The organism is Arenibacter aquaticus (assembly GCF_003957295.1).
In the GTDB taxonomy this organism is placed as follows: Bacteria; Bacteroidota; Bacteroidia; order Flavobacteriales; family Flavobacteriaceae; genus Arenibacter; species Arenibacter aquaticus.
The window spans coordinates 782871-806648 of record NZ_RQPJ01000021.1 but is presented as its reverse complement, the minus strand read 5'-3'; the positions used below and the strand labels follow the sequence as shown (position 1 = coordinate 806648).

Annotated in this window: 14 protein-coding genes; 3 read left to right on the top strand and 11 right to left on the bottom strand. The window is 40.0% G+C overall.

The window, feature by feature from the left end; genetic code table 11:
* Window positions 1-209 precede the first annotated feature (209 nt).
* Together EHW67_RS19165 and EHW67_RS19160 are read left to right on the top strand one after the other, a co-directional pair.
* Complete coding sequence (locus EHW67_RS19165) at window positions 210-2390, top strand: alpha/beta hydrolase (RefSeq protein WP_126163988.1); 2181 nt, start codon at window positions 210-212, stop codon at window positions 2388-2390.
* A 114-nt stretch (window positions 2391-2504) separates the two neighbouring features.
* A complete protein-coding gene (locus EHW67_RS19160; RefSeq protein WP_126163987.1) occupies window positions 2505-3653 on the top strand; it encodes an NHL repeat-containing protein in 1149 nt (382 codons plus the stop codon).
* Window positions 3654-3774: 121 nt separating this feature from the next.
* Here EHW67_RS19160 and EHW67_RS19155 read toward each other — a convergent pair whose 3' ends face one another.
* From EHW67_RS19155 to EHW67_RS19105, 11 genes are all read right to left on the bottom strand, one after another.
* Complete coding sequence (locus EHW67_RS19155; RefSeq protein ID WP_126163986.1) at window positions 3775-5445, bottom strand: response regulator; 1671 nt, start codon at window positions 5443-5445, stop codon at window positions 3775-3777.
* A 182-nt stretch (window positions 5446-5627) separates the two neighbouring features.
* Window positions 5628-6245 carry an HPP family protein gene (locus tag EHW67_RS19150; RefSeq protein WP_126163985.1) on the bottom strand — a complete coding sequence of 206 codons (618 nt, stop codon included), beginning with the start codon at window positions 6243-6245 and terminating at the stop codon, window positions 5628-5630.
* A gap of 470 nt (window positions 6246-6715) precedes the next feature.
* On the bottom strand, window positions 6716-7477 hold the full coding sequence (locus EHW67_RS19145; protein ID WP_126163984.1) for an SDR family oxidoreductase: 762 nt from the start codon (window positions 7475-7477) through the stop codon (window positions 6716-6718).
* 142 nt (window positions 7478-7619) lie between these two features.
* Entirely contained in the window at window positions 7620-9104 is a 1485-nt protein-coding gene (locus tag EHW67_RS19140; protein WP_126163983.1) for a sulfatase family protein, read from the bottom strand.
* A gap of 478 nt (window positions 9105-9582) precedes the next feature.
* Window positions 9583-11070 carry a mannitol dehydrogenase family protein gene (locus EHW67_RS19135; RefSeq protein ID WP_126163982.1) on the bottom strand — a complete coding sequence of 496 codons (1488 nt, stop codon included), beginning with the start codon at window positions 11068-11070 and terminating at the stop codon, window positions 9583-9585.
* 5 nt (window positions 11071-11075) lie between these two features.
* Window positions 11076-12794, bottom strand: a complete 1719-nt coding sequence (locus EHW67_RS19130) for a purine-cytosine permease family protein (RefSeq protein WP_126163981.1) — start codon at window positions 12792-12794, stop codon at window positions 11076-11078.
* 416 nt (window positions 12795-13210) lie between these two features.
* Entirely contained in the window at window positions 13211-14782 is a 1572-nt protein-coding gene (locus tag EHW67_RS19125) for a sulfatase (protein WP_126163980.1), read from the bottom strand.
* Window positions 14783-14946: 164 nt separating this feature from the next.
* Window positions 14947-16908, bottom strand: a complete 1962-nt coding sequence (locus tag EHW67_RS19120) for a glycoside hydrolase family 97 protein (protein ID WP_126163979.1) — start codon at window positions 16906-16908, stop codon at window positions 14947-14949.
* Between the two features lie 242 nt (window positions 16909-17150).
* Window positions 17151-19718: a M1 family metallopeptidase gene (locus tag EHW67_RS19115; protein ID WP_126163978.1), complete on the bottom strand. Its 2568-nt coding sequence runs from the start codon at window positions 19716-19718 to the stop codon at window positions 17151-17153.
* Window positions 19719-19976: 258 nt separating this feature from the next.
* Window positions 19977-21275 carry a nucleoside hydrolase-like domain-containing protein gene (locus EHW67_RS19110; RefSeq protein ID WP_126163977.1) on the bottom strand — a complete coding sequence of 433 codons (1299 nt, stop codon included), beginning with the start codon at window positions 21273-21275 and terminating at the stop codon, window positions 19977-19979.
* A gap of 85 nt (window positions 21276-21360) precedes the next feature.
* On the bottom strand, window positions 21361-22779 hold the full coding sequence (locus EHW67_RS19105; protein ID WP_202912016.1) for a DUF1593 domain-containing protein: 1419 nt from the start codon (window positions 22777-22779) through the stop codon (window positions 21361-21363).
* A 56-nt stretch (window positions 22780-22835) separates the two neighbouring features.
* On the opposite strand from EHW67_RS19105, the gene EHW67_RS19100 reads away from it, so the two are divergent.
* Window positions 22836-23696, top strand: a complete 861-nt coding sequence (locus tag EHW67_RS19100) for a helix-turn-helix domain-containing protein (protein ID WP_126163976.1) — start codon at window positions 22836-22838, stop codon at window positions 23694-23696.
* Window positions 23697-23778: the final 82 nt, after the last annotated feature.

Here is a 23778-nt window from a genome sequence, read left to right as displayed (position 1 = left end):
AAAAAAAATGAGCCATGATTGTTTTAGTCCCATAGAGAATAACGTGCTACTTTTTTAGGCATGGGCGGTTAGGAATTAAGTTTTATGTGATTCCCATGCGTATGCTTAAAACTACTATTTTCAAATGTAAATAGCACTATTTTATGGTTTAAACGATTAAATAATTATATTCAGGCTAATTTTTTAGGTTTTTCACCAATATCTATGCTATGCCCAAAACGGTTAAATTGCCCTTCCTTTTATTTGGATTATCTCTAGTCTGCTTCTTTAATTCCATTGTAATCTATTCCCAAACAAATTATTCTGTGCTCGATTTCTGGAAGTATTATTCGGATGCCGAGAATACACTGTATAAGCAACAAAGCGAACTATCTTTTCACAGCCTGGCCAATAGAAAGGAATCTATTGGTAAACTAAAGACGAAACAAGATTGGATGGCAAGACAGGAATTGGTAAAAGAGAAGTTCTTAACTTCATTGGGAAATTTTCCAGATAAAACTCCCTTAAACCCTGTTGTGACCCAAAAGATAAAAAAAGAGGGGTATAGTGTAGAGAAACTATATTTTGAGTCCCTTCCCGGGGTAAAGGTAACGGCTGCTTTTTTTATCCCCAATAGCAAAAGAAAGAAACTGCCCACTATAATTTATTGTAGCGGACACAGTGATTTGGCCTTTAGGAGTGAAGGCTATCAGCATGTAATATTAAACCTGGTTAAAAAGGGTTTTGCCGTTTTGGCTTTTGATCCTTATGGACAGGGTGAAAGAGCCCAGTATTTTGACCCAAAGGCAGGAAAGTCTCCATTTGGACCTACTAGGGAACACTCCTATCCAGGGGCACAGTTGTTTATTAATGGGGAATCTGCAGCTAAATATATGATTTGGGATGGTATACGGGCAGTAGATTATTTATTAAGTAGGAAAGAGGTAGACAAGGAGCGCATCGGGATAACGGGTAGGTCTGGTGGGGGGACACAGTCGGCCTATATTGCAGCCTTCGACCCTCGTATTAAGGCAGCTGCTCCGGAATGTTATCTTACTACTTTGGAGTATCAATTAAAATCAGGTGGACCACAGGATGCCGAGCAGAATTTTCCCTATGGCATACAACTTGGTCTGGATCACGCAGATCTTTTGGAAGTGAGGGCACCAAAACCGACCTTGATGATCACCACTACCAGGGATATTTTTAGCATACAAGGGGCTAGGAACACCTATAAAGAAGCAAGAATGGCGTATAGGGCATTTGGAAAGGAAGAGAACTTACAAAAGGTAGAGGACAATGCTGGGCATATGTCTACCCAGAAAAATAGGGAATCCATGTATGCATTTTTTCAAAAGCATTTGGATAATCCCGGAAACGCCCAGGATGAGGAAGTAGTTATTTTTCCCGTAGAAGAATTGTATGTAACCAAAACAGGCCAGCTTTCAACATCGCTAGGGAGTAAATTTCTGTATGATTTAAACGCTTCACTGACCCAAAAAAATATAGAGATCTTAAAAGAAAAACGAGTACAATTGGAACAGCATCTGTTGGGTCTAAAGGAAAAGGTGGCAACAATCACGGGCTATTCTGAAAATGAAATTAATGGAAAGTTGATTTTTTCCGGTCAGACCGAATTTGAAACCTATTTCCTTAATAAATACCTCATAGCCCAAGAAGGGGATAAAATAATTCCACTTGTAATCTTCCTGCCCAAACAACCCAAGGGAAAGTTGGTACTTTACCTAGATAATATGGAGGATAAGAAATCGGATGAGGCGTATGCCATGCCCATTAAATTGGCCCAAAACGGACTAACTGTTTTGGTGCCCGATCTTCCGGGATATGGAGAATTGGGGCCGGGCTATCTAAAAGGGGACGCCTATTTTAACAATACCTCCTACAATCAGTGGTTTGCCGGTATATTGAACGGCAGGAGTACAGTGGCGGTACATACGAAAGCAATACAAGCCGCTGTTCAGCTCTGCAGTGAAGAACTGAATATGGGCGATAAAAAAATTATAGGGGTTAGTAAAGGCGGTTTTAACTCCAGTTTATTGCATGCTTCAGTTTTGGGATTGGAGGTGACTGGTATCTTATGTATAGATCCGTTGCTGTCCTTTGAGTCTATTGTAGCCAACAAGGACTATGACCCGGCTCATATTCCTTTTAGCGTTGCAGGGGCTTTGCCTCATTATGACCTGCCGGATTTGGCAACCCTCATGGCCGATAAAAAAATAATCCTTGTCCTTGGTAATGATGATGGGGCAGTAGCTACTAGATCCTTAAGAGCCTGGGATTTTGTAAGGGAGAACCTTAAAGCCATGGATAAAGTAGAGAACTTTTCTGTGGATTATAGGGATCCAGATTTTGATGGTATGACCCTTATAAACCAATTTATTGCGGATTGATAATCTTGGGGTAGTACAACAGGCTTTTTCTGGAAGTGATATTAAAATGCCTTTTAGACTTTAATGTTAGAGCAGGAATAATTAACTTTCACAAAAAATAATCACAGACCAACCATGGTAAAAAGAACAACAGTAGCAGGCGTACTAATGGTATCGCTTTTAGGATTTTTAGAAAATGTAAGGGCACAAGAGCCCCAACACAATCACCCACATGACCACACACATCACGCTCATGATTATGCGGTTTTGGATCACCATCATAAACATACCCATTTACAAGATCACCACAACCCCGAAAAGGCACAGTTGGTAACCGGGCAAGGGGCATTTGTTTTTTCCTATGACCAGGAACTTACAGCAGCATTTCCTAAGGAAGCCCAAGAATTTGAACCAGGAATGCACGGAGGCTTTAATGAAGACCCGGAAACGGGAATTGTATACACGGGTATACCGGGATATGGACTATGTTCCATTAGCCCAGATCTTAGCAAGTGGACGGTTATTGGTACAGATGAGCGCTTAAAGGATAACATACATGGAATAGTCTTTTTTGTTCATAAAGGCAAGAAATACCTCGCCCTTGCACAGGAAGGCAAAAGAGTTTTGGTATTGACACTGGACGGGACCGTGGTAAGTGAAATTCTAAAACCGGTGGGAACCGAATTCAACTTTAAAGAGGCCAATGATTTCTTTTCTAGGGAAGACAGTAATTTTGGGGTAACCGATGTTACCTATTTAAAAGGAACCTTGTATGTTGCGCATGGTTACTCCAAAGGAGATTTTGTAATGACCATAAAGGAAAAAGGCGGTAATTGGCAGTGGGGCAAGCTGGCTTGGGGTGGAAAGGGTGATAAACCAGGACAATTCCAGACCGCTCATGGTATCTATGCCCACAATAAGCATATCTTGGTAGCTAACCGCGCAGCTGGGCAGGTAGTTAAATTCACTAAAAAAGGTAAGTTTGTAGAAACCTTTAAGGATATTCCAGAGGGTAGTTTGGTATGTAATGTATCCTATAAAACAGAGCATTTTTTCCTGAATGCACTAAGTGCTATTGGGGACCAAAAATCTGCCCCGGTCTATGTGCACAGCGGTGAGGAATTGGTGTCCACAGTAATTCCAGGAGATCTGGATATCCCTGTTCTAACGAATATTCATCAAGTGTGGCCCCATTTCGTTGAAAAAGCGAACGGTACAAAGCAATTATATTTATTGGTGCACGGTTGGAACAAAGGCAAGTTTGCCGTGCTTAAAATGGAATAATACTTCTATTTTATTAGGAGTAAATATAGACAGTTAATGTATACAACGGGCCGTTAATTAAACGGTCCGTTGCTTTTATAATAAATCAATGTCGTAAGGATTTAACATGTTAATTCCAGTACTAAGTGCTAACGGCTTCTTCTATCTTATCCAGTAGGCCATTTGGATCAAAGGGTTTAAAAATAAATCCGTTCATACCACTTTCAAGAATTTTGCTTTTCACCTCCATAAACACGGAGGCAGATAGGGCCAAGATAGGTATAGTGGTATTAAATTTTCTGATTTCCTTTGAGGCTGAATAACCGTCCATGTGCGGCATTTGAATGTCCATTAATACAGCATCATATTCTTTCTCCCTGACCTTTTCTACAGCCTCAAGTCCGTCATAGGCCACATCAACTTCCAATTTAGCCTTTTCCAATATTTGCTTGCCCACCATTACGTTTATTTGATTGTCTTCTACCAATAAAATACGCTTACCATTAAGTTGGTGCTCTTTTTTGTATGAGGCTCGTTCCAACTCCTGATTAGTGGCCAATTTTAGATTCAAATCAAAATAAAAACGACTGCCCAGTCCTTTCTCACTATCAATTTCCATTTTAGATCCCATAGCTTCAACAATACTTTTTACTATGGGTAGCCCTAGTCCAGTTCCCCCATAAAGCCTGTTGGTACTACTTGAAGCTTGGGTAAAGGCCTGCCATATTTTTTCTTGTTGATCTTTTGGAATACCAATTCCTGTATCTATTATTTCTGTACTTAATATTATTGTTTCATCTGCCAAGGACCTTTTTGCTATTTTTAGGGTTACAGTTCCTTCATCTGTAAACTTTATGGCATTGGAGACCAGATTATTAATTACCTGATTAAAGCGTACTACGTCTAACCACACCAGTGGAATTTCTTCATCAATAGCCAGTTTAAGCGTAATTCCTTTTCTAATACAACTGGGCTCGTGTATTTTTTTAATTTGCTTCACTGCAGCCATGATATTGGTGGGAATAGGATCGAGCTCTATTTTTGTTGATTCCATTTTGCTAAAATCCAATACATTGTTCAGAAGATTGAGCAGTATTTTACCAGAGTAGTTCAATGCTTCTATATTTTGTTCCTGGTCCTTTCTAGGATTGGTATCTCCCAGAATGTGGGAAAGGCCAATAACGGCATTTAATGGTGTACGTATTTCATGACTCATCATACTTAAAAAACGCGACTTGGAATTAGAGGCTTCAATAGCTTCTTCGCGCTGATTATAGATTTTGGAATAGTATTGTGCATTTATATAGGAGAAAAATATAAGCTGATAGGTAACTAGCACAATTGTGGTGACTACAGAGATGGGGTACACGTAGGTACTTGCCATTTCTTGATCCATATGGATAGATGTAAAGAGGTCGAAATTGGTGAAATACAATAGAAACCATAACAACATGGAGAGTGCGGAAAAAAAGACAATTAAAGATTTTTCCCGTCTAAAAGAAAACATGACAAAAGGCAGCGCCAAGGCAAACATTAGAATAAATTCTACACTACCTGCTTTTCCTATAAAGGATGCTGTTAGGGTTACGCTCAGGTTAAAAGCGATCATATAGATAAAACGGGCCAGGGTAAGGTTTCCCTTTTTGGAAATAAAGGCCGATAATATAAAAAAAGGCACAGTGGCGCCTATGTAATTGCTTAATAGGGACATATCCAAGCCTCTTGCAATAAAAAACCAAATTATAGAGATAAGGGTTGTTAATAAGGACAGGGAAAAGACCAGTTTGATACGCCTGGTAGAGAATTCTGACATAGTACTGTAGGTAGATATACCTGTAAATTTACGCCAAAGACACCAGATATAATAACATTATAGCTAACTTTTTAGTGTTTAATAATTTTTGAGCACCCTTATTGCCGTATTGATTATAAATAAGGTTAAAGTTATAAACGTATGGGCATAAGCCATGGTGTAGCTGTTATGTTAGCCACCTCTTACTTATTTCTTATTTTTTGGATTTTAGATTTCGCAGGGGTCACCATCCATTTAAAGGTTCTGGAGAATTTGTCGTCCGTAGGATATTTTCTGTTGGGTGTAATATTGTTAAAAACCAAGGCCAGCAATAACATTATGGTTAAACCGCTTAATACGGGAAAAAATATATATCCATAGCTTAGGTCGGTTATTTTTTCCGAGCCCATTACGGCTATTAAGGCCGTGGCCCCTCCCGGAGGGTGTAGGGTTTTACTAATTTGCATGGCGATAATGGATAGAGACACGGCCAAAGCGGCGGCCAACCAAAGAATATCACCAAGGATATGAAAGATACTTACTCCTATAAAAGCACTTATGAGGTGACCAGCTATTAGGTTCCGAGGTTGGGCCAACGGACTCTGTATAGCTCCGTAGATAAGGACACTAGTAGCACCAAAGGAACCTATTAGCAGTATATTGTCCGATGGGGTCAGATAATAACTTTGAATAAGCCCAATGGTAGCTATACCACAAAATGAACCTAGGAAGGACCAAAATAATTCCGATGGATCAATAAGGGTTTCCTTGTACACCACATATTTACTAATTCTATACCCCCTTTTTAATTGCTTTTTCATATCGGCCGGCAAAGTTATGAACCCTAAATAATTAGGACAAAAAAAATGGCAATTATCCTAGCATAGGGAGCAAAACTTATGAGAAGATCACTATGGACTGTAGGTACGCCTCAAGTATAGCAAATCTGAACACTTTTAGGGAACCACCCCCTAAAGAACAGACCTTTGTAAATGATTTTGTTTTTGAAGCATCGGGTTTCATTATCTTCAGGAAATATTATAGGGCCGTGATCAGTGATCCATTTCGTAGGTCCTATTAGGGTAGGGAGCTGGCCAAACCAACTTTTAAGGTGCCAGATTCTTAACCGGCAATATTACCGTTCAAATAGGTCATCCAAAAACTTTCCTGATATTTTCAACCTGGTAGTCGCCTCCCCAATCAATATCTACCAAGGATACATAACGGGCTTTTTGATTGGCGTCCCAACTATTATTATAAAAGGTATAATTTTTCCGGTTTTAAGTCATTTTCAAAGTAGTATCCCTCCTGAGGCTTCTATACGCTGCCCGTTAATCCATTGTGCATCTTCGGTACATAAAAAGGCCACTACACCTCCTATATCTTCGGGCTTGCCAACGCGACCTAATGCTGTAGCTGCGGTGACCGCTTTTCTTTTTTGCTCGTTGGTTTTGTTTTCACCCCCGCCAAAATCTGTAGCAACAGCACCTGGGGCCACAACATTGGCCCTAATTTTACGATGTGCCAGTTCCTTGGCCAAATATTTTGTAAAGACCTCTACCGCAGCCTTAGTTGGAGCATATGCGGATGAATTGGGAAAGGTAAACCTGGTTAGCCCAGATGATATATTTATGATCCTGCTTCCATCGTTTAAAAAGGGCAATGCTTTTTGGGTAAGGAAATAGACTCCTTTGAAATGTACATTCACCATTTCATCAAATTGCTCCTCCGTTGTTTCAATAAAAGGTTGATATATCCCGGTACCGGCATTATTAATTAAAAAATCAAATTTGTCTTCTTCCAATTCCGATTTTAAATAATTGGAAAGATCCATAAAAAACTGATCAAAGGAAGCAATTTTAACGGTATCCAATTGTAAGGCATATGCAGAAGGCCCTAGTTGGGAAATCTGGGCAACTGCCTCATCTGCGGCCGACTTATTGGTGTGGTAGGTGATGATTACATTTATACCTTTTTTAGCTAGGTTTATGGCCATATCCCTACCTAAACCACGACTCCCTCCGGTTACGAGGGCAATTTTATTTTTGGACATTTTTTAGATTTTAGTACTTGTGCAATTCCACAAAAATTAGTTAATACCAGTGCTAATTTAATTAAGTTGTTGCTTTATTTATCTACCAGGGCATATTTTATATTCTTAAGCCTTTGATGCATGGTTTGTTGCCTGTTTATACCTATTTGCCAGTGTTAAGCTTATATCCTGCCCTGTACGGGTAGGTGTCAAATTTTTCCCCTCCACCAATTATTCGAGGATCATTGGTAGCTTTTAAAAGACCATTAAGCTTGTTGGACAAATCTTTTTTGACGGTAGCATAGATTGGGCTCTCTGCCAGATTATTTAGTTGATCGGGGTCTGTTGTAATGTCGTACAATTCTTCGGCTGGGCGTTTGCCAAAACTCCATTGGTAGAAGCGCTTATATTTCGGTTCATTGGCGTTTTCTATAAGAAATGTTTTGGTAGGGCCATTATCAGAATCTGCAAAGCTGTTCATAGGATGGGTAGCACCTTCTGGAACCCCGGCCGGCCACAATTCAGGATAAATATTTCGGATATAAATGTATTTTTTGGTTCTAATTCCACGTGAAGGATACCCTTTTGTGGAAGGTGCTAGCTGGGCAGGGGTGTGGCGTTCTTTTCCAAAAATCACATGATCGCGTACAGCTTCTACCCAACCTTCCTTGTCCGATAGAAGAATAGGTTCCAGTGATTTCCCCGACATTTGAACGGGAATATCTACTCCTGCCGCTCCCAGAAAGGTGACGGCCAGATCGGTCAGGGAAACAAAATCTTCAATTTGCCTGTTGCCCTTAACTTTTTCGCCCCAACGGATGGCCAAGGGCACACGGACCCCCATATCATATAAATTGCTTTTACACCTTGGGAACGGCATTCCATGGTCGCCGGTCATGACAATAATCGTATTTTCCAATTCCCCTATTTCTTCCAGCATTTTAATTGCATTGCCCACATCCCTATCAAATCGCTGTACTTCAAAATAATAATCGGCTATATCGGAGCGTATTTCTTCCACATCAGGATAAAAACCAGGAAGCTGTACTTTATCGATATCTATTCCCGACTCCTTACCAACGCCTTTTTTGTATGGCCTGTGCGGATCCGAAGCACCCAACCAAAAACAAAATGGTTCCCCTTCTGGTCTCGATTTTAGGAATTCCCCAAAACCTTTTTGGTAATTCTGCCCCCCTGGATGTTTGTCTACATAACCCCCGGCCTTCAAATTGCCGGGACCCCAACATTTGCGCCAATGCCCCACATGATAACCGGATTCTTCCAATAATAATGGGTAAACAGGTATATCTACATCCATTGTGGACCAAAGGTTGGCACTCTCTCCCAATTGCCAGTGATACTGGCCCGTTAAAATTGCACTTCTGCTAGGGGTACAGGAAGGACTGGATACATAGGCATGGTTAAAAAGCACCCCCTCCTTGGCCAGTTTATCAAATACTGGGGTCTGTACCACGGCATCACCATACACACCGGCATGCGGCCAACCCCAATCATCAGCAATACAGAATAGTATATTGGGCCTTTTGTCCGTTGTCTTCCCATTTGGGATGGGATAATCCGATCCCGATAATAAGTAAAAGGCCAGAACAAGTCCTAGGGTAATTAGTATCCGCTGTGGTAGTTTCATGGTATAGGTATAAAGGTTGGTTTTTTATTTTAAATTCATACAGAGGGTAACTCCCCCTGCTCAAAAGAATGCCGATTAAAAATACTAAAATTTAAATTGGGATAGAAACCACTTCCTTTAGTAATACGGTAACCCTAGGCAGTAAACTGCGATATTTATAAAACACCATGGTTCCACATCACATACATCTGAAATAAATAAAGGTGTGGTAATCAATTTTCTTAGTGTTTTCAAACAACCATTTGCCATTGAAATCGGTCATGGATAGTCCATTACGCCCCCTTTATATGCGGCATTAATTTGTTAACGCAAATAAATACGGATTATAATTGTTGTGTAGTCTTAGCCACTGGTTTTTGGCATAATAATTAATTAAGGTATAACTGCCAGTCGCCAAGGTAGTAGTAAATATTTCAAACTAAAACCCAGCATATTTTAGGCGTATTTAATAATTGACAATTTCCCTTGGATTAATCAATTAGAGCATGTCTTTCATGTGCTTTTTGATATTGGGATCATTGTATATTTTCTGAACCATGACCGAGTATAAGTCGGCAAAGCGTTCATTCTTCGCAAGATCACCAAAAAGCGATTCCTGTTTAATAAACGCTAAAGGGTCTGTTCCAGTTTTTGCGGCTGCTGTGTGGAGCTCCTTGGCCATGGCATCAATAATTTCCATGGGCTGTCCATTTTTATCAACTTGTTTATCGCTGTAATAGCACCAAGCTGCGATAACCAAGGTGGCGAATTCAATACTTCTCCCCTCAGCTAAATTCTCTTCCAGAGTGGCTATCAAAAACTTAGGCAGTTTGGCAGAACTTTCCGAACAAATTCGACTTACACTGTCTTTTATGTTTGGGTTGGCAAAGCGTGCTTCCAAACTGTCTTTGTATTGGTCTAGATCTATCCCCTTTACTTCATCCAAGATTGGTGTGGCTTCCTTGTCCATAAACGACCTTAAATAATCAACAAAGGTCTTATCTTCCATGCAGGCATTAATGGTGTTATGTCCGTGGATTGCTCCCAGTAAGCCAAGCACGGAATGGCCTGCATTTAATAAACGGAGTTTCATTTTTTCATAAGGCTTCACATCGGGAACAAATTGAACCCCAACTTTTTCATATTCGGGTCGGCCATTGGAAAAATTGTCCTCTACAACCCATTGTATAAATGGCTCACAGGTTACTGGCCATTCATCCTTTATTCCGTAGTTTTTTTCTAGGTAATCTATATCAGATTGGGTAGTTACCGGGGTAATACGATCAACCATGCTATTGGGAAAGCACACCTCTTTTTCTATCCAAACGGCCAATGCCGCATCTTGTTTTTTGGCGAATGATAAGAGCATTTTACGGGCTACATCCCCATTGTGCAGAATATTATCACAAGACATTATACTGAAGGCCTTAAGTTTGGCATCACGACGCTTTTTAAGCGCAGCCGTTAAATAGCCATATACTGTTTTTGGACTATCAGGGTTTTTTAGATCGTGTTGGATAGCTGGGTTATCAAAATCAAATTCACCTGTTGCAGGGTTAAAATTATAACCGCCTTCGGTAATGGTAAGGGAAACTATTTTAGTAGCAGCATCTGCCATACGATCAATAACAAGCAATGGGTTGTCCACTCCCAGTATGAAATTGCCTATAGAGCCTATTATACTGGGCTCTATCTTGCCATTTGGATGTTTTACTATTAAAGTGTAAAGGCCGTCCTGTTTTGTAAGCACATCGTGTATTTTTCTATCGCCCTCACGCAATCCTACACCACAGATACCCCATTCTTGGGCATTGTATTTTTCCTGGAGTAGATGGGTATAAAAAGCCTGATGTGAACGGTGAAAACCACCTACACCAATATGGACTATTCCCGATTTAATATTTTTTCGGTCATAACCTACCGTGGAAATTCCACCTGTTATTTGATCTAAATTTTCTTGATTAAGTATAATTGTTGTCGTATCCATTACAATTAGATTTTTTGCTTTTGTTTAGCACGCTGAAAAGCCCAATAGGCAGTAATAAAATAGAGTATGGTACAAATGAAGGCGTATTGATAAAATTGTGCGCGATTGGCTATATAAATATTTTCGTCAGCACTATCAAAGAGTACAATACCTCCCAATATCAAGGTAATGACAAGGGCAGTAACAGAAATCAATTTTAATATTCGCGAAAAAATGGAAGTATCCTTTATATGCTTCTTTTCCATTTTTCCTTTTTGTTCCTGGTATTTGGCAATGTTTTGGTTGCGTATTTTTTCTTCTTCCTCTTCCTGTGGATAGGCGTCCTTTGCGCCATAACGGGCAGCTAGGAAAGTATACACCAGAATGGTAAAAGCCCAGGTGGGAATAAAGAGGTAAAAGAAAGACATAACGTTTAGGGCGTTTAGCCCAAAACCGAACAATAATCCCAAGGCCCATGAAGCAACTGCCGGGGTGCTAAAGGTTAAATTTCGATAAGAAGACCAATAACGGGTAAAGCCTATTCTTGGAAAAATTTGATGTTCAGCGAATACTATTGCCCCTACGGGTACCACTAAGAGACCGGCATAGGTTAATAGAGGCAGTATCTGCGAAAAGACAAAAGGGAAACATGCGATGGCTATAGTTATAAAGCCAACCACTATGGTAGTTTTTTTCCTGGAGTGGTTGTAGAAAATGGCCTGTGCTGCCAATCCGGCCCTATACAGGTTTGTAATGGCAGTGGTCCAACCGGCCACAATAACAATGACAAAACCGGACCATCCCAAGGCGTAGTAGGCCACATCCCCGGGGTCGAGCTCTACTATAGACTTTCCTAGGATCACAGCAGCTCCGGCTCCCATAATACCAGCGGCAATCCAAGCAACATAATGGCCGAACATCATTCCCGTACTTGTGGCCAGTCCGTATACTTTCTTTTTGGCAAAACGTAAAAGGGCCATATCAATTAGCCCAAAGTGGGTGATGGTATTGGCAGCCCAGGCAAACCCTATTACCTCTATCAACCCAATACCCGGTTCCCCGTTACTATCAATTCCCGTCCATATGGATTGGTTGCCCATGGCCATAAAATCTGTCAATCCAGATGGTAAGGTTTTACCCAATACATCCAGGGACAAAGCCGGCATGAGTATCATAGCCCCACTAGTGAACATTACAAATAACCATGGAGCACAAATCCCGGAAAATTCAGAAACTGCATTAAATCCATACAGTGCTATGGAAACCACAACAATACCAACCCCAAAGACAATTAAAACAAACCACAGATTGGTAGGGTACCAATTGAGTTGGGCCGGTATATCAAAGGCAAAGCGAACCGCGGTTGCCGATACGGTAACCATGGCAGCAGATATAACCGAAAAAATAATCACATTGGCCCAGTTGTATAACTTGGTCATGGAATCCCCGGCAATCTTATTTAAATAGGTGTAGAGACTTAATCGCGTATCCACGGCAATTGGGGAGGTAATAAATGTCCAACTTAGAACAGCTAATATATTACCAATTAAAAGTCCCAATAGTATGTCCTGTGTTTTGGCGCCCAGGGCTACAAATGTTGCTCCAATAACAAATTCGGTGGCTGCAACATGCTCTGCAGCATACAATCCGGCAAAATGGGTCCAATCATGTAGTTTGTGTTTGGCAACAGGTAGTTGTTCTTCCTCTAGGTTTTCAAATTGTTCAAAATCTTTGGTCGTTTCCATATTTTTAGTGGGTGTTGGGATTTGTATCCCAGTAAATTTTTACAATTTAGTTGAAGTAATTGTTGAAATTACGCCAATGTTACGGTTCTACAATATTAGCGTTCTGATTTTGGTCTGGCAAATTGAAATTGTTGTACAAGTAAACATAAAGAGGAAATGTATAGATAGAAATTGGAGCAAGCCAAACGCCCCTACTATAGTGTTACCACTTGTTAGCGAGTATTATTCTTTAGTAATCTGCAACATCTATAATGGTTTTTTACGCTTTGGATAACAGGTTTACCACAAAAGATTGCATTCTTGTTATTTCCCAATCCGCATTCCGCTTGGGGCCCTATTTTTTATTGCCAATTGTGGCTTTTAGCCTGTTTTTATTGGATAATGGATTGCAGTGTAAAGGAAATAAAATGGTTCTATTATGGGTTATTGGGTCTTGCTTTTTGCCAACCTTCGGCAAGTTGTTGGGACAATTCTTTTACGACAGTTGCATGTATTTTTTCGTTAGCGATATTGACGGTTTCGTGGGGGTCATTCTCGCTGTCATACAACTCAGTACTTTTTAATTCGCCTTTGGTCCCTGTTTTTGGATCCCAAGTGTACCATTCTATATAGTGGTATTTTTTTGTGTTAATGGAATACCCCATATAGCGCTTCCCATCGGCAGATACTTTAGGTCTACGGTGAAATTGACTGAAGGCGGCTTTTTTCCATTGGCGTTTGGGGTCTTTAATCAATGGCACAAAGCTGGTTCCTTGTATATAATCCGGAATTTCAATACCAGCTAGTTCGCAGAGTGAAGGAAACATATCTATCAGTTCGGTAATTTCAAAGGTCTGTGCCCCTCTATTTTCCTGGTTTGGATAGCGAATGATCATTGGAACCTTTAGATCAATATTGTAGTTGGTCATTTTGCCCCAACTATTATGGTCGCCCAATTTCCAACCATGATCTCCCCACAGGATAATAATGGTATTTTCATATATTCCAATCTTTTTCATATGGGAAAAGAGGTCGCCCAGCAAGGCGTCCACATAGCTTACACTTGCATAATAACCATGCTTTAAAATTCTGGTGGTATCAACACTCATTCTATAGTCAGATTCAGGATGGCCAATTTTATTAAAGCCGTCGTAGTGCCGAAGTTCATACATAGAATTCATGGTATGGCCAGGTGCATTTTTGGGTACGTTTGGATTTGGCGCCAAAGGTATTTTCTCTGCATCGTATAAATCCCAGTACTTCTTGGGTACTGCAAACGGAAGGTGGGGTCTAAAATAGCCGAGGCCCATGTAGAAGGGAGCATCCATCTTGGCCAATCGGCTAAGGGTTCTTTTTGCGAGTTCGGTTTGGGCCCCATCATAGTACATGGTATCATGAACGGCAGCAGCCTCCCAAGCGGGTCCGGTATTCCAGCCATCGGCGTAGCGTACAGGTCTTAATTTTAATAGGGAATCCCTTTTTTTAACCTGTGATTCATTTATTTCCTTACTGATGTAAAAAGTTTCCCCATCCCTGTTTAACCATTCCGGACGCAAATATTGGGCGGGTCGTAGATCTGGTTCGTCCCACGAAATGGAGTCTGGCATATAGTTGTGAAAGATTTTACCGAGATTTACGGTATGATAACCAAATTCGGAGAAATATTGCGGCATGGTAACCGTATTGGGGTGTATGTCGCGGAACTTGTCACCAAGGTGCCAAACACGGGTTGAATCTGGTCTTAATCCTGTCATTAAACTAGCCCTTGAAGGGGCACATACGGCTACCTGGGTAAAAGTCTGTCTAAAGGTCATTCCTTCTGCCGCAAACTGGTCCATATTTGGTGTAATGGCTATGGTATCACCATACGCTCCCAATGTAGGCCTTAGGTCATCTATGGATACAAAAAGTATATTTGGTTTTTTTGTTTCTTTCTTGGGACTTTTACAAGCAACCACGCTTATAAAAGCAAGAAAGAGAAGATAATAGGTAGAATATCTTTTATTCATTTGAGGTGTACGTTTTATTAAATAGTGTTTTTTTGGCCAAAGGTTTTTGCTTTACTGCGCCATTGGATTAAAAACATAAATCTTTCAAAATCAGATGCCGTTTGTTTGGTTTATTATTCAAAGAATCTTTAGAGGAAGCCATATCGTTTTTATTCATCTGGCTCTTATTTGGAAATAATTGCTACCCAGCCTCCACCAGCTGCCATCTGTGCCGTTATTTTCGAATTTTTGTCAACCTGCAAATTCTCTACCTTATAATCCTCGGCATATCGGTTTGCATTGATGCCATCCCTGAAAACATTCATTTTAAAATCCCCCTCTGCCAAAAAGGAGAGGTCCAGTTCCAAACTTCTTTTAGTCCAATCGGTCATGGCTCCAATATACCAGCTATCTCCCTTTCTTCTGGCAACCGCAATATAATCGCCTACAGCCCCATGTAGCACAATGGTTTCATCCCATATTGTTGGAATTTGTGTAATGAAATCCACGGTCTCCTGTTCCTGGTAATACCTTGACGGCGATTCGCATAGCATTTGTAAGGGGGCTTCGTACACCACGTACATGGCCACCTGATGTGCGCGGGTGCCCATACTCATAGGTCGCTTGCCGCTAATGCCGAAATTTGCTCTTTGTTTATTGCTCATGGCACCTGGGGTATAATCCATGGGACCTGCGGCCATTCGGATAAAGGGAATGGTCACATTGTGCTCTGGAGTAATATCCTTGCTCCATTTATTGTTTTCGCTACCCTTTACACCTTCATAGTTTATCACATTGGGATACATACGTCTTAAGCCAGAAGGTTTAAAAGAACCATGAAAATCTACCAACAATTCCAACCTAGCGCATTCTTTTGCTATTTCCTCATAGGAGTTCACCACATATTGGTCGCTACGCTGTATAAAATCGATCTTAATTCCTTTTGCTCCCCAGCTTTTATAGGTTTCAAGGATTTCAACAAGGTTTTCTTGTAGGGGTTTCCATAGGGTCCAAAGAATAATATCCACCCCTTTTTCTTTTCCATACCTGATCAATTCCGGTACATCTATATCCGGATTGAAATCGAGGATTTCTGTGGTGGATTTGGTCCACCCTTCATCCAGTATTACATATTCTATGTTGTTGGAAGATGCAAAATCTATATAGTATTTGTAGGTAGCGGTGTTTAGTCCCGATTTAAAATCGACCCCATAGATATTATTGGCATTATACCAATCCCAGGCTACCTTACCAGGCTTTATCCAGTCCGTATTTTCAATAACCGATGGTTTTGCCAATTGATAGGTTAAATTGCTCTCTACAAAAGTTCTATCGTCATCACTGATCATGAAGACCCGCCAAGGATAGGACCTTTTTCCTGTTGTTTCCGCTATATAATCGGCTTCCTTGGTAATAGTCTGATTGCGGTCAGGGGAATTTTTTTCGTTATCAACTGCTTCCAGAACAAGTTTTGGAAATATAGCATCCATGGTAGTGTTCCCATTACCCCGCACAAACATAGCCGGGTAATCATGAAGAGCTGTTTCGGTAAACAATACATTGGCATTTTCGGTAACAAATAATACCGGGAGACTGCAAAATTCCTCTGATGAAATTTCAGGAAGCAATTTGTCAATATAACTACGTTCATTATGGGAATACATACTTTTTTCTTCAGGGAAAAGACTGCGTGATCCCTCAGGAAAAGTAAAGGACAGCCGTTCCGATTTTACATTACGTGACGCCCTGCCCATATCTATAAATTGGTAGGCCACTCCGTCATTATAAGCTCTGAAATTAAGTATATAGTTTCCTTTGAATGTTATGGAAAGTTCGGTAAATTCATCCTTGATCTCGGCATCTTTATGGGAAACCGCAGGATAAATAGTAGACGTATAATCTTTAATCCTATGTGCTTTTACCTTAGGGTTGTCTCCAAAATCCTGACCGTTAGAGAAATCCATTCCTACACCTACATTGTTTAGTACCACTTCTTCATTAAGGAATGCAGACCAGCCGATGCCTTCATCAATATTTACCTGAAGTTTTATGTTCTCATCAGGGGATTTAATTAGGAAGTCTTGGGAATAGATTTGTTGGCCAAGCACCAATATAAACAGGGCAGAGAATATTCTTTTTTGGATCATCAAAAGATATTAAATTATATAATTGTTGCTGATTTTGTGAAAGAGTGGATAATTATTGTTTTTGTTATTTAGGCCCCTAATTTACCAAATACCTACGTATTGGAGCGGTATACATGCCTATCTTTTAGCTAAGCAGGGCATTTTTATGGCATTCTGAACCGTTGGTTAAATTTATTCGGTTATGGCAGTTCAGCTTATATTTTAGTGACTATTATTAAAAATAAGTAAGGAAATTTTTAATTCTAAATATTCTTGTTTTGCCTTCTATATAGATTGTCCGTAGCCTGCAACAATTTTTTCATAAGATTTTCATCCAGCTCCGGATGGGAGGCTATATAGTTTTGGACCATATCATAGGCCTCCTTGGAGGTATACTTGCCTATGGTGCTACTTAACCATCCCAAGGGGAAAAATATGTCTCCTGTTCTTTGTATTTCTTCTAAAAGTTCAAGACTTATGCCTACAGATTTGATTCCTTCTTTTTGATGTAAAGGATGATGTATAAAGGAGCATGCCGTTTGTACCCAATTTTCTTTTTCCCTGTTCTTGGGATCTTTAAACGATTTAAAGAAAGCCGTTCGCACAGCTGGGTCCGAATTCAGCGTAGGTTCCAAAAACTTAAAGCGTTCCAATTTGTCAGGGTTGCTAATCCCTGATTTTGCTTTTGCCAAAATATCTTTTGCTTTTGGATGCCCAAATAATGCTAATTGTTGTGCCAAACTGCTATAATTGTCCTTGTTTAAAACAAGATTTTCTATAGTTTCTTCTTTGTTCCAAATGCGATATAGACGGTCTATTCCGGACTGCGAATAGGCAATGGATCTATACATCTTATAAAGAGTCTTTTTAATGTTCTTGCTCTCGGGTTGCCGTAGTCTGTGATATAATAATTCCTCTAAAGCTTCTTGGTATTGGGTTCTTTGTTTGTCCGTTAGGTAATTCCAAAAAAGGTTGGACATTTGTCCTGAAAGCATTCTTAATATTAGTTCATTGGACTCCGTTGAAACCCCCATTTTAATGTTGTCTATTGCAGAAGTAATTGCAATTGTTCCGTTTAGGGTATTCTCATAGATATTTAAGTAGGAATGTGCTCTGGAAACTTCTTCTTCTATAGCGGCGCTATGTGTCGCAACCATCTCATTTGTTGGAAAGAGGCCATATCCGTACCCATTGGTGTTATACAAAACATAAAGGGGTTTAGGTGCACCTAATACTTCATTTATTTTAATACTAGGGGTATCGGATAATACAGCAATGCTAGTAATACTATCGGGATAGACGAGTTGAATATCAAAAGACTGTGGCCAAAACTTCGCTGATCCATCCTCTGCTTTTTGTGTTAGGGTAAATTCTTTTATTCTCTGGGCATTATCGTATTTAATTTCCTCAGAAAACACCGGCCTTCCTGTAGAGTTGACCCATACCTCGCTCCAACGTTTTAAATCCAAGTCTATTTTTTTATCGAGAATGGCAACCAAATCGTTCCAATCCGCATTCTTATAGGCAAAAGTTGCGATGTATTCCCTTATACCTTCTCTAAAGCTGGTTTCCCCTAATGTAAGTTCCAATTGCCGCATGACTATTGGTGCTTTATCATAGATGATACTTCCGTAAAGGGATCCTGCATTATTAAGGTTTTCCAATTTTTGACGAATGGGATTGGTTCCCCTTGTTCGGTCTACGCTATAGGCCCTTGGGTAGTGAGAGCTTAAAAATTGCAGGTCGTGATTAATATCGGTAAAAGCAGGATTCACGATCTTATCGGCCATAAAGTTGGCAAATACTTCCTTCATCCAAACATCATTGAACCATTGCATGGTAACTAGGTTTCCAAACCACATATGGGCCGTTTCATGGGCAATAAGTTTTGCCCTGGACAGTTCCTGGGAACGGGTAGCACTGCTGTCTAAAAATAAACTGGACTCCCTATACTGTATGGCTCCAATATGTTCCATTCCACCATATTGAAATCCTGGAATGGTTACAAAATCAAATTTTTGAAAAGGAAAGTTGAATTGGGTATAAGCTTCCAGAAAGTTGGAAGAAGATTGATGTAATTTAAAAATGGCTTCCGTACTGGCATTCAGTTTTTCTTCATTGCTTTCCCTGTACAGTAAATTCATAGAATTATTAGAGGAAGAAGAGAGGGTGGCATTAAACTCCCCTGCTACAAAAGAGAACAAATAAGTGCTCATTTTATCGGTTTCCCTAAATTGATAAGTAGTGGTTTCGCCATTAGTTTCTTCTTTTTCTACTGAAGCCCCAGCTAGTACTTTCCAATTTTTGGGAGCTATTATGGTTAGGTTGTATTTAGCTTTAATATTGGGCTGGTCAAAACAAGGGAAAAGGGTCCTAGCCCTATCTGGAACCAATAAGGTGTAGAGGTAATCACTGTTTCTATTTAAAGATAGTTCACCAGCTATAAATTCAATTTCTATGGTGTTTGTCCCCAGTTCCAATGATGCACTAGGTATGATAATATGTTCCTTTTCAAATGTAATAGGGATTGTTTTTTGGTCCACTATGATTTTTTGAATGGATGACAAATCCTCTTTAAAATCCAGATATAGGGGATGGGAAAGATCATTTATGTTGGCCTTTAAAACTAGTTTGGATGTTATGGGCAGTTCTTTTTCCTTGGGAATGTTAAACCATAAGTGATAAACAACATCTTGTATTTGTTGGCTCCTGTATTCTGCCATTTTTAAAGGAACTCCAGTATCGTTGAGAGTGGTCGATTTTTTTGAGGCCTGGGAACAGGAAATACAAGTCAGGACAAGGACGAATAGGTACAATAAATGTTTTGTCATTACTATCTTTACAAATAGGAAATTTATTTTTTCCCGATCGTTATTTGTTATATCGGAGCGCTAAAAAAATGTTTGTGGCTCCAAAGATGTGTCTTTTTAATGAACAAATAAAATTCTTTTGAACAGTAGAGGTCCTATTGTTGTATAAATTGATGGGAAGATGTTCTATATTACCTTAGAGGCTTAGTTGTGGGTAAAGTGGAGTAGGGTTGTATTGTTGGTTAAAATTATATTTACGCGGATCTGAATAGTGGTGGTTTATTCTTTTTTCTTAAGCCAATCCCAACGTTTTGCCCAGTCTGTTAATACCTCATCCCTCCATTTTAGAATTGTTTTGCCACCCTGTATTCTTCCATCGTAAAGGTTTTTTTCTGATCGGTCCGTAAACCAGTTGTTGCCTAACTTATAATCCGTACTATGTTTTTTTCCCGGCCAGAGATTGTCCACTACAATAGTTCCGTGTAGCCCATCAATCTCGGGTATTTGCGATGAGAAATTATACTTTAGGGTTTCCGCTTTTTTAGGTATATAGCGTATGGCATAGTTTCCATTGCCAAGATAGTATCCGGGCCATTTTTGAGCAGATTTCCCATACGGGACTTCCATCCAAAAACAAATAGAATCGACCGGAATATTGTATTTGGGTCCTTTAAAATGAAATTCCAGGATAGAACAAAATGCAACCGTATCTTTCATGGTTGTTGTCCCAGTGTATACTATTCTTGGACTACGTTTCAATGTAGTAAAACTACCTCCCCAACTTTCGCCGGTTGGGTCATCAGGATTCCCTTTCATTAAATAGAGTAGGGAAGGAGTGTCCCCCATTTTTATTTCTCCATTGTAGTAATTTTTAAAATCCCTACCTAAATGTCCGGCCCCATCAATGTGATGTTCATAATAATTTGAACTATTAATGGTATCTAGGGCACTGTTATTTGAAAAGAAACCATAGTAACTAGAATTAACCTCTATAAACCAAAGATCAGGGAAGTTTTTCACAATATAGGCATAGCTGTTAGCGCTCCACTTTTTGTTTGGCCCTCCAATCCAATACACTTTTATCCTGCTATGTATTTCGGGTGCATCGTGCAAGGCTTGCGCGAGGTCTTCCAAGCCGCCCCATACAAGAACCCATAGAGGTTGTGAGGTTTTTCTTTTGGCACATGTAACAATCCAATCCGAACCTTGGGTTGTTGTGTTATAGCCCTTATAGGGCGCATTTCCCCATTGTCCTTGTTTGGTTATGGAACGCAAATAATCCGGCTTGGCCAAATCACTCTTGTACTGCTGGAATGTAGGGAAATCTTTTTCGTATAAACTAATCATTTTTAAAATATCCTCCTTGCTCCCATTGCCATAGGAAGGGGAGGAGACCAGACCTTCAATCTTAAACAAATCACTGTACATAAGCAAGTGTGCCATGGATTGATTGTCATCAGGATCTGTACCACCTATGTCTGTACTAATTAAGATTCTAGGTTTATCGGCTTCAGGGTTCTGAGCCCAGAATGTGATGACGGTAAAGCAAAACCAAACCATAAAAAATTTTCTTTTCATATTGATACTGTTTTTGCATGTCACATACGGGGAACAAGGTGTAACTTATTGGTGGTGTTTTGGTTCTAGGATTTTAATTACTGCTTTACTCTAGGCTATTAACAATGATTCTCCTATAGCTGGTTAGGTTGGGTTCTCCTTGATCTGTTACTTCACATATGATATGAAAATTTTTGCCTTGGGAATCATGAGGTATGTCAAAGGTAATTTTATTGGCATTTTCATCGGCAATAATAATGGGGCCTTTGTAGGTGCCTGCTTCTTCCTGTATCCACCACTTAAAGTGTAACGCATCGTTTTCGGGATCCCATGATGCGGAGGCATTAAGTTTAATCTTTTTGCCTTTTTTCTTCTTAATGTGAATTGGGCCTATTCCCTTTTTACCGTTTATTACAACAACGGGATTCCGATTCCCTTTTCCAGTATGGGCCCAATCCATACGAGCAACAAAATCACTAAAGATATGCGGATAGAGGTAGGATGCGTATGTTTTACAAATACCATTGGCCGCTCCCTGGTAATTGGTATAGGCAGAAGTAACCTTGTCCGGTCCCTTGCCCCATTCAAAATAACCGCCCCAACCCGCTTCACCGGGAATGGTTGGATTATTAAGACCATTGGGCATTAGATGTAAAAAGGAAGGGGTATCACCTTCTACCCCATATTTGTATTTGGGATACACTTTACCCAGGTTTCCATGACTTTGGATATGTGCTGCATATTCTTCCCAATTTTCCTTTCCGGTACCGTTTTGAAATTTCCAAGCGCATTCATCCCAGAGGTACATCAAATCATTTTGGAATTCCTTGCGCATCCACTGTTGGGAGCTAGTGTTAAAAGGTGTATTTTTTTTATAGGACCTGTCTTGGTCTGTAATGGCATAAGTATGTATTTTGTGTAAAAAAGCCTTTAGATCTTCTGCGCTCTGTTCTTGTTTCACTTGCCATATTGCCTGGGCCAGTGTATTGCCACCACCCCATAGTAGTACCCATAAGGGGCGTTCATCATCTTCATTCGCCAATTCAATGATCAAATTACTGCCATCAGAAATGTTGTTTTTCCCCAATTCCTTGATCCCTCTTTTGGTACTACCAATAGCGCTGCGTTCCCGTAAGTATGTTGCAGTGGGCCAATACCCAATTTTCTGTTTGGATTCGTCTTTGTTGAAACCAATTTGTCCCGAACGTTTTTTGAGATTTGGTAAATCCTTTTCATAAGCATCAATGGCGTTGTAGATCAACTGAAAGAAATTGGGACGGGTTTCATCAAGACTGTAGCCCGTAGTGTAGATTAAACCTTCTATCTCAAACATGTCGGCATACACAAGTAGCCTTACCAAGGATTCACTATCATCCGTTTCCCAGGTTGAAACATCGGTAAGTACCACAATTCTAGGTTTTAGGGGGTGAGAATTGGTTTGGGTGTTGATTTTTGGCTGGCCAAATACATTTAGTACTATTGTTAGGATGAAACCTATTGCTAGATAATTGTTTAACTTCATCATATGTGTTTGTAAAAAAAGTAAATTTAACCTCGTTTATGTATATAAAATAATCACTTTTGAAGAAAAACTTATCGAATACCGAGAAATTACACCGCTTTGATCAACATCGTGATGCCTTTAGGCCCTATGGTCTCACTTGTGAACTATGGACACCCCATGTGATGCGTAAACCTGATCGACATAATGAAATTGAGATCAACTACTTTGCAGAAGGAAGTATAACGTATTTATTTCGCGGTTCAAAAATAACCATCCCCCCAAAAAGCATGGGCTTGTTCTGGGGCTTGGTTCCACATCAGATTGTTGATTATAAGGAATATGTACCCTATTTTGTATGTACCATTCCCTTGGCCCAATTTCTGGAATGGAACCTTCCCACATTTCTTGTGGATCGAATATTAAAAGGTGAAGTTATTATTGAGGGCTCCGGGGAACATTCATTATATGATCCTTTTATGCTGATGAACTGGATTGACGATCTATCAAAGAATGATGGAAGTGAAGTTACCCTGTTGGAAATGCAGGCGCGATTTATAAGATTGGCGAACCGGGTGCAGCAAAGTGATATGGGACAACGCTTGCAAATTCATTCCGCTAACAGCAACCATGTAGAACGGATAGCCATGTATATTGCCAAAAATTATAGTAGACCTATAAAAGCCTCAGATATAGGTGAGGAGGTGGGACTGCATCCGGACTACGCAAACGTGGTCTTTAAAAAAGCCTTCGGGTCCACGCTTAACGAATATATCATTCAAGAAAGAATTTCCCAAGCACAGCGGAAGTTGGTAGCATCAGATAAGAGTATTACCGATATTTCCTATGAATGTGGGTTTAACTCCATAAGTAGTTTCAATGCCGCCTTTAAGCGCATTAATAAGTGTACACCACGGGAATATAGAAATGTATATGTATAGTTTATAGTTGTAACCCCAACTAACTGAGGACATTTAGTTACTTAGAACAATTCTAGTAACTAAGAATGTCCGCTTGGTCTAC

Bases quoted from the DNA above. Each gene is read 5' to 3' on its own strand.
- EHW67_RS19165 (WP_126163988.1), top strand. From the start codon at position 210: ATGCCCAAAACGGTTAAATTGCCCTTCCTTTTATTTGGATTATCTCTA.
- EHW67_RS19160 (WP_126163987.1), top strand. From the start codon at position 2,505: ATGGTAAAAAGAACAACAGTAGCAGGCGTACTAATGGTATCGCTTTTA.
- EHW67_RS19155 (WP_126163986.1), bottom strand. From the start codon at position 5,445: ATGTCAGAATTCTCTACCAGGCGTATCAAACTGGTCTTTTCCCTGTCC.
- EHW67_RS19150 (WP_126163985.1), bottom strand. From the start codon at position 6,245: ATGAAAAAGCAATTAAAAAGGGGGTATAGAATTAGTAAATATGTGGTG.
- EHW67_RS19145 (WP_126163984.1), bottom strand. From the start codon at position 7,477: ATGTCCAAAAATAAAATTGCCCTCGTAACCGGAGGGAGTCGTGGTTTA.
- EHW67_RS19140 (WP_126163983.1), bottom strand. From the start codon at position 9,104: ATGAAACTACCACAGCGGATACTAATTACCCTAGGACTTGTTCTGGCC.
- EHW67_RS19135 (WP_126163982.1), bottom strand. From the start codon at position 11,070: ATGGATACGACAACAATTATACTTAATCAAGAAAATTTAGATCAAATA.
- EHW67_RS19130 (WP_126163981.1), bottom strand. From the start codon at position 12,794: ATGGAAACGACCAAAGATTTTGAACAATTTGAAAACCTAGAGGAAGAA.
- EHW67_RS19125 (WP_126163980.1), bottom strand. From the start codon at position 14,782: ATGAATAAAAGATATTCTACCTATTATCTTCTCTTTCTTGCTTTTATA.
- EHW67_RS19120 (WP_126163979.1), bottom strand. From the start codon at position 16,908: ATGATCCAAAAAAGAATATTCTCTGCCCTGTTTATATTGGTGCTTGGC.
- EHW67_RS19115 (WP_126163978.1), bottom strand. From the start codon at position 19,718: ATGACAAAACATTTATTGTACCTATTCGTCCTTGTCCTGACTTGTATT.
- EHW67_RS19110 (WP_126163977.1), bottom strand. From the start codon at position 21,275: ATGAAAAGAAAATTTTTTATGGTTTGGTTTTGCTTTACCGTCATCACA.
- EHW67_RS19105 (WP_202912016.1), bottom strand. From the start codon at position 22,779: ATGATGAAGTTAAACAATTATCTAGCAATAGGTTTCATCCTAACAATA.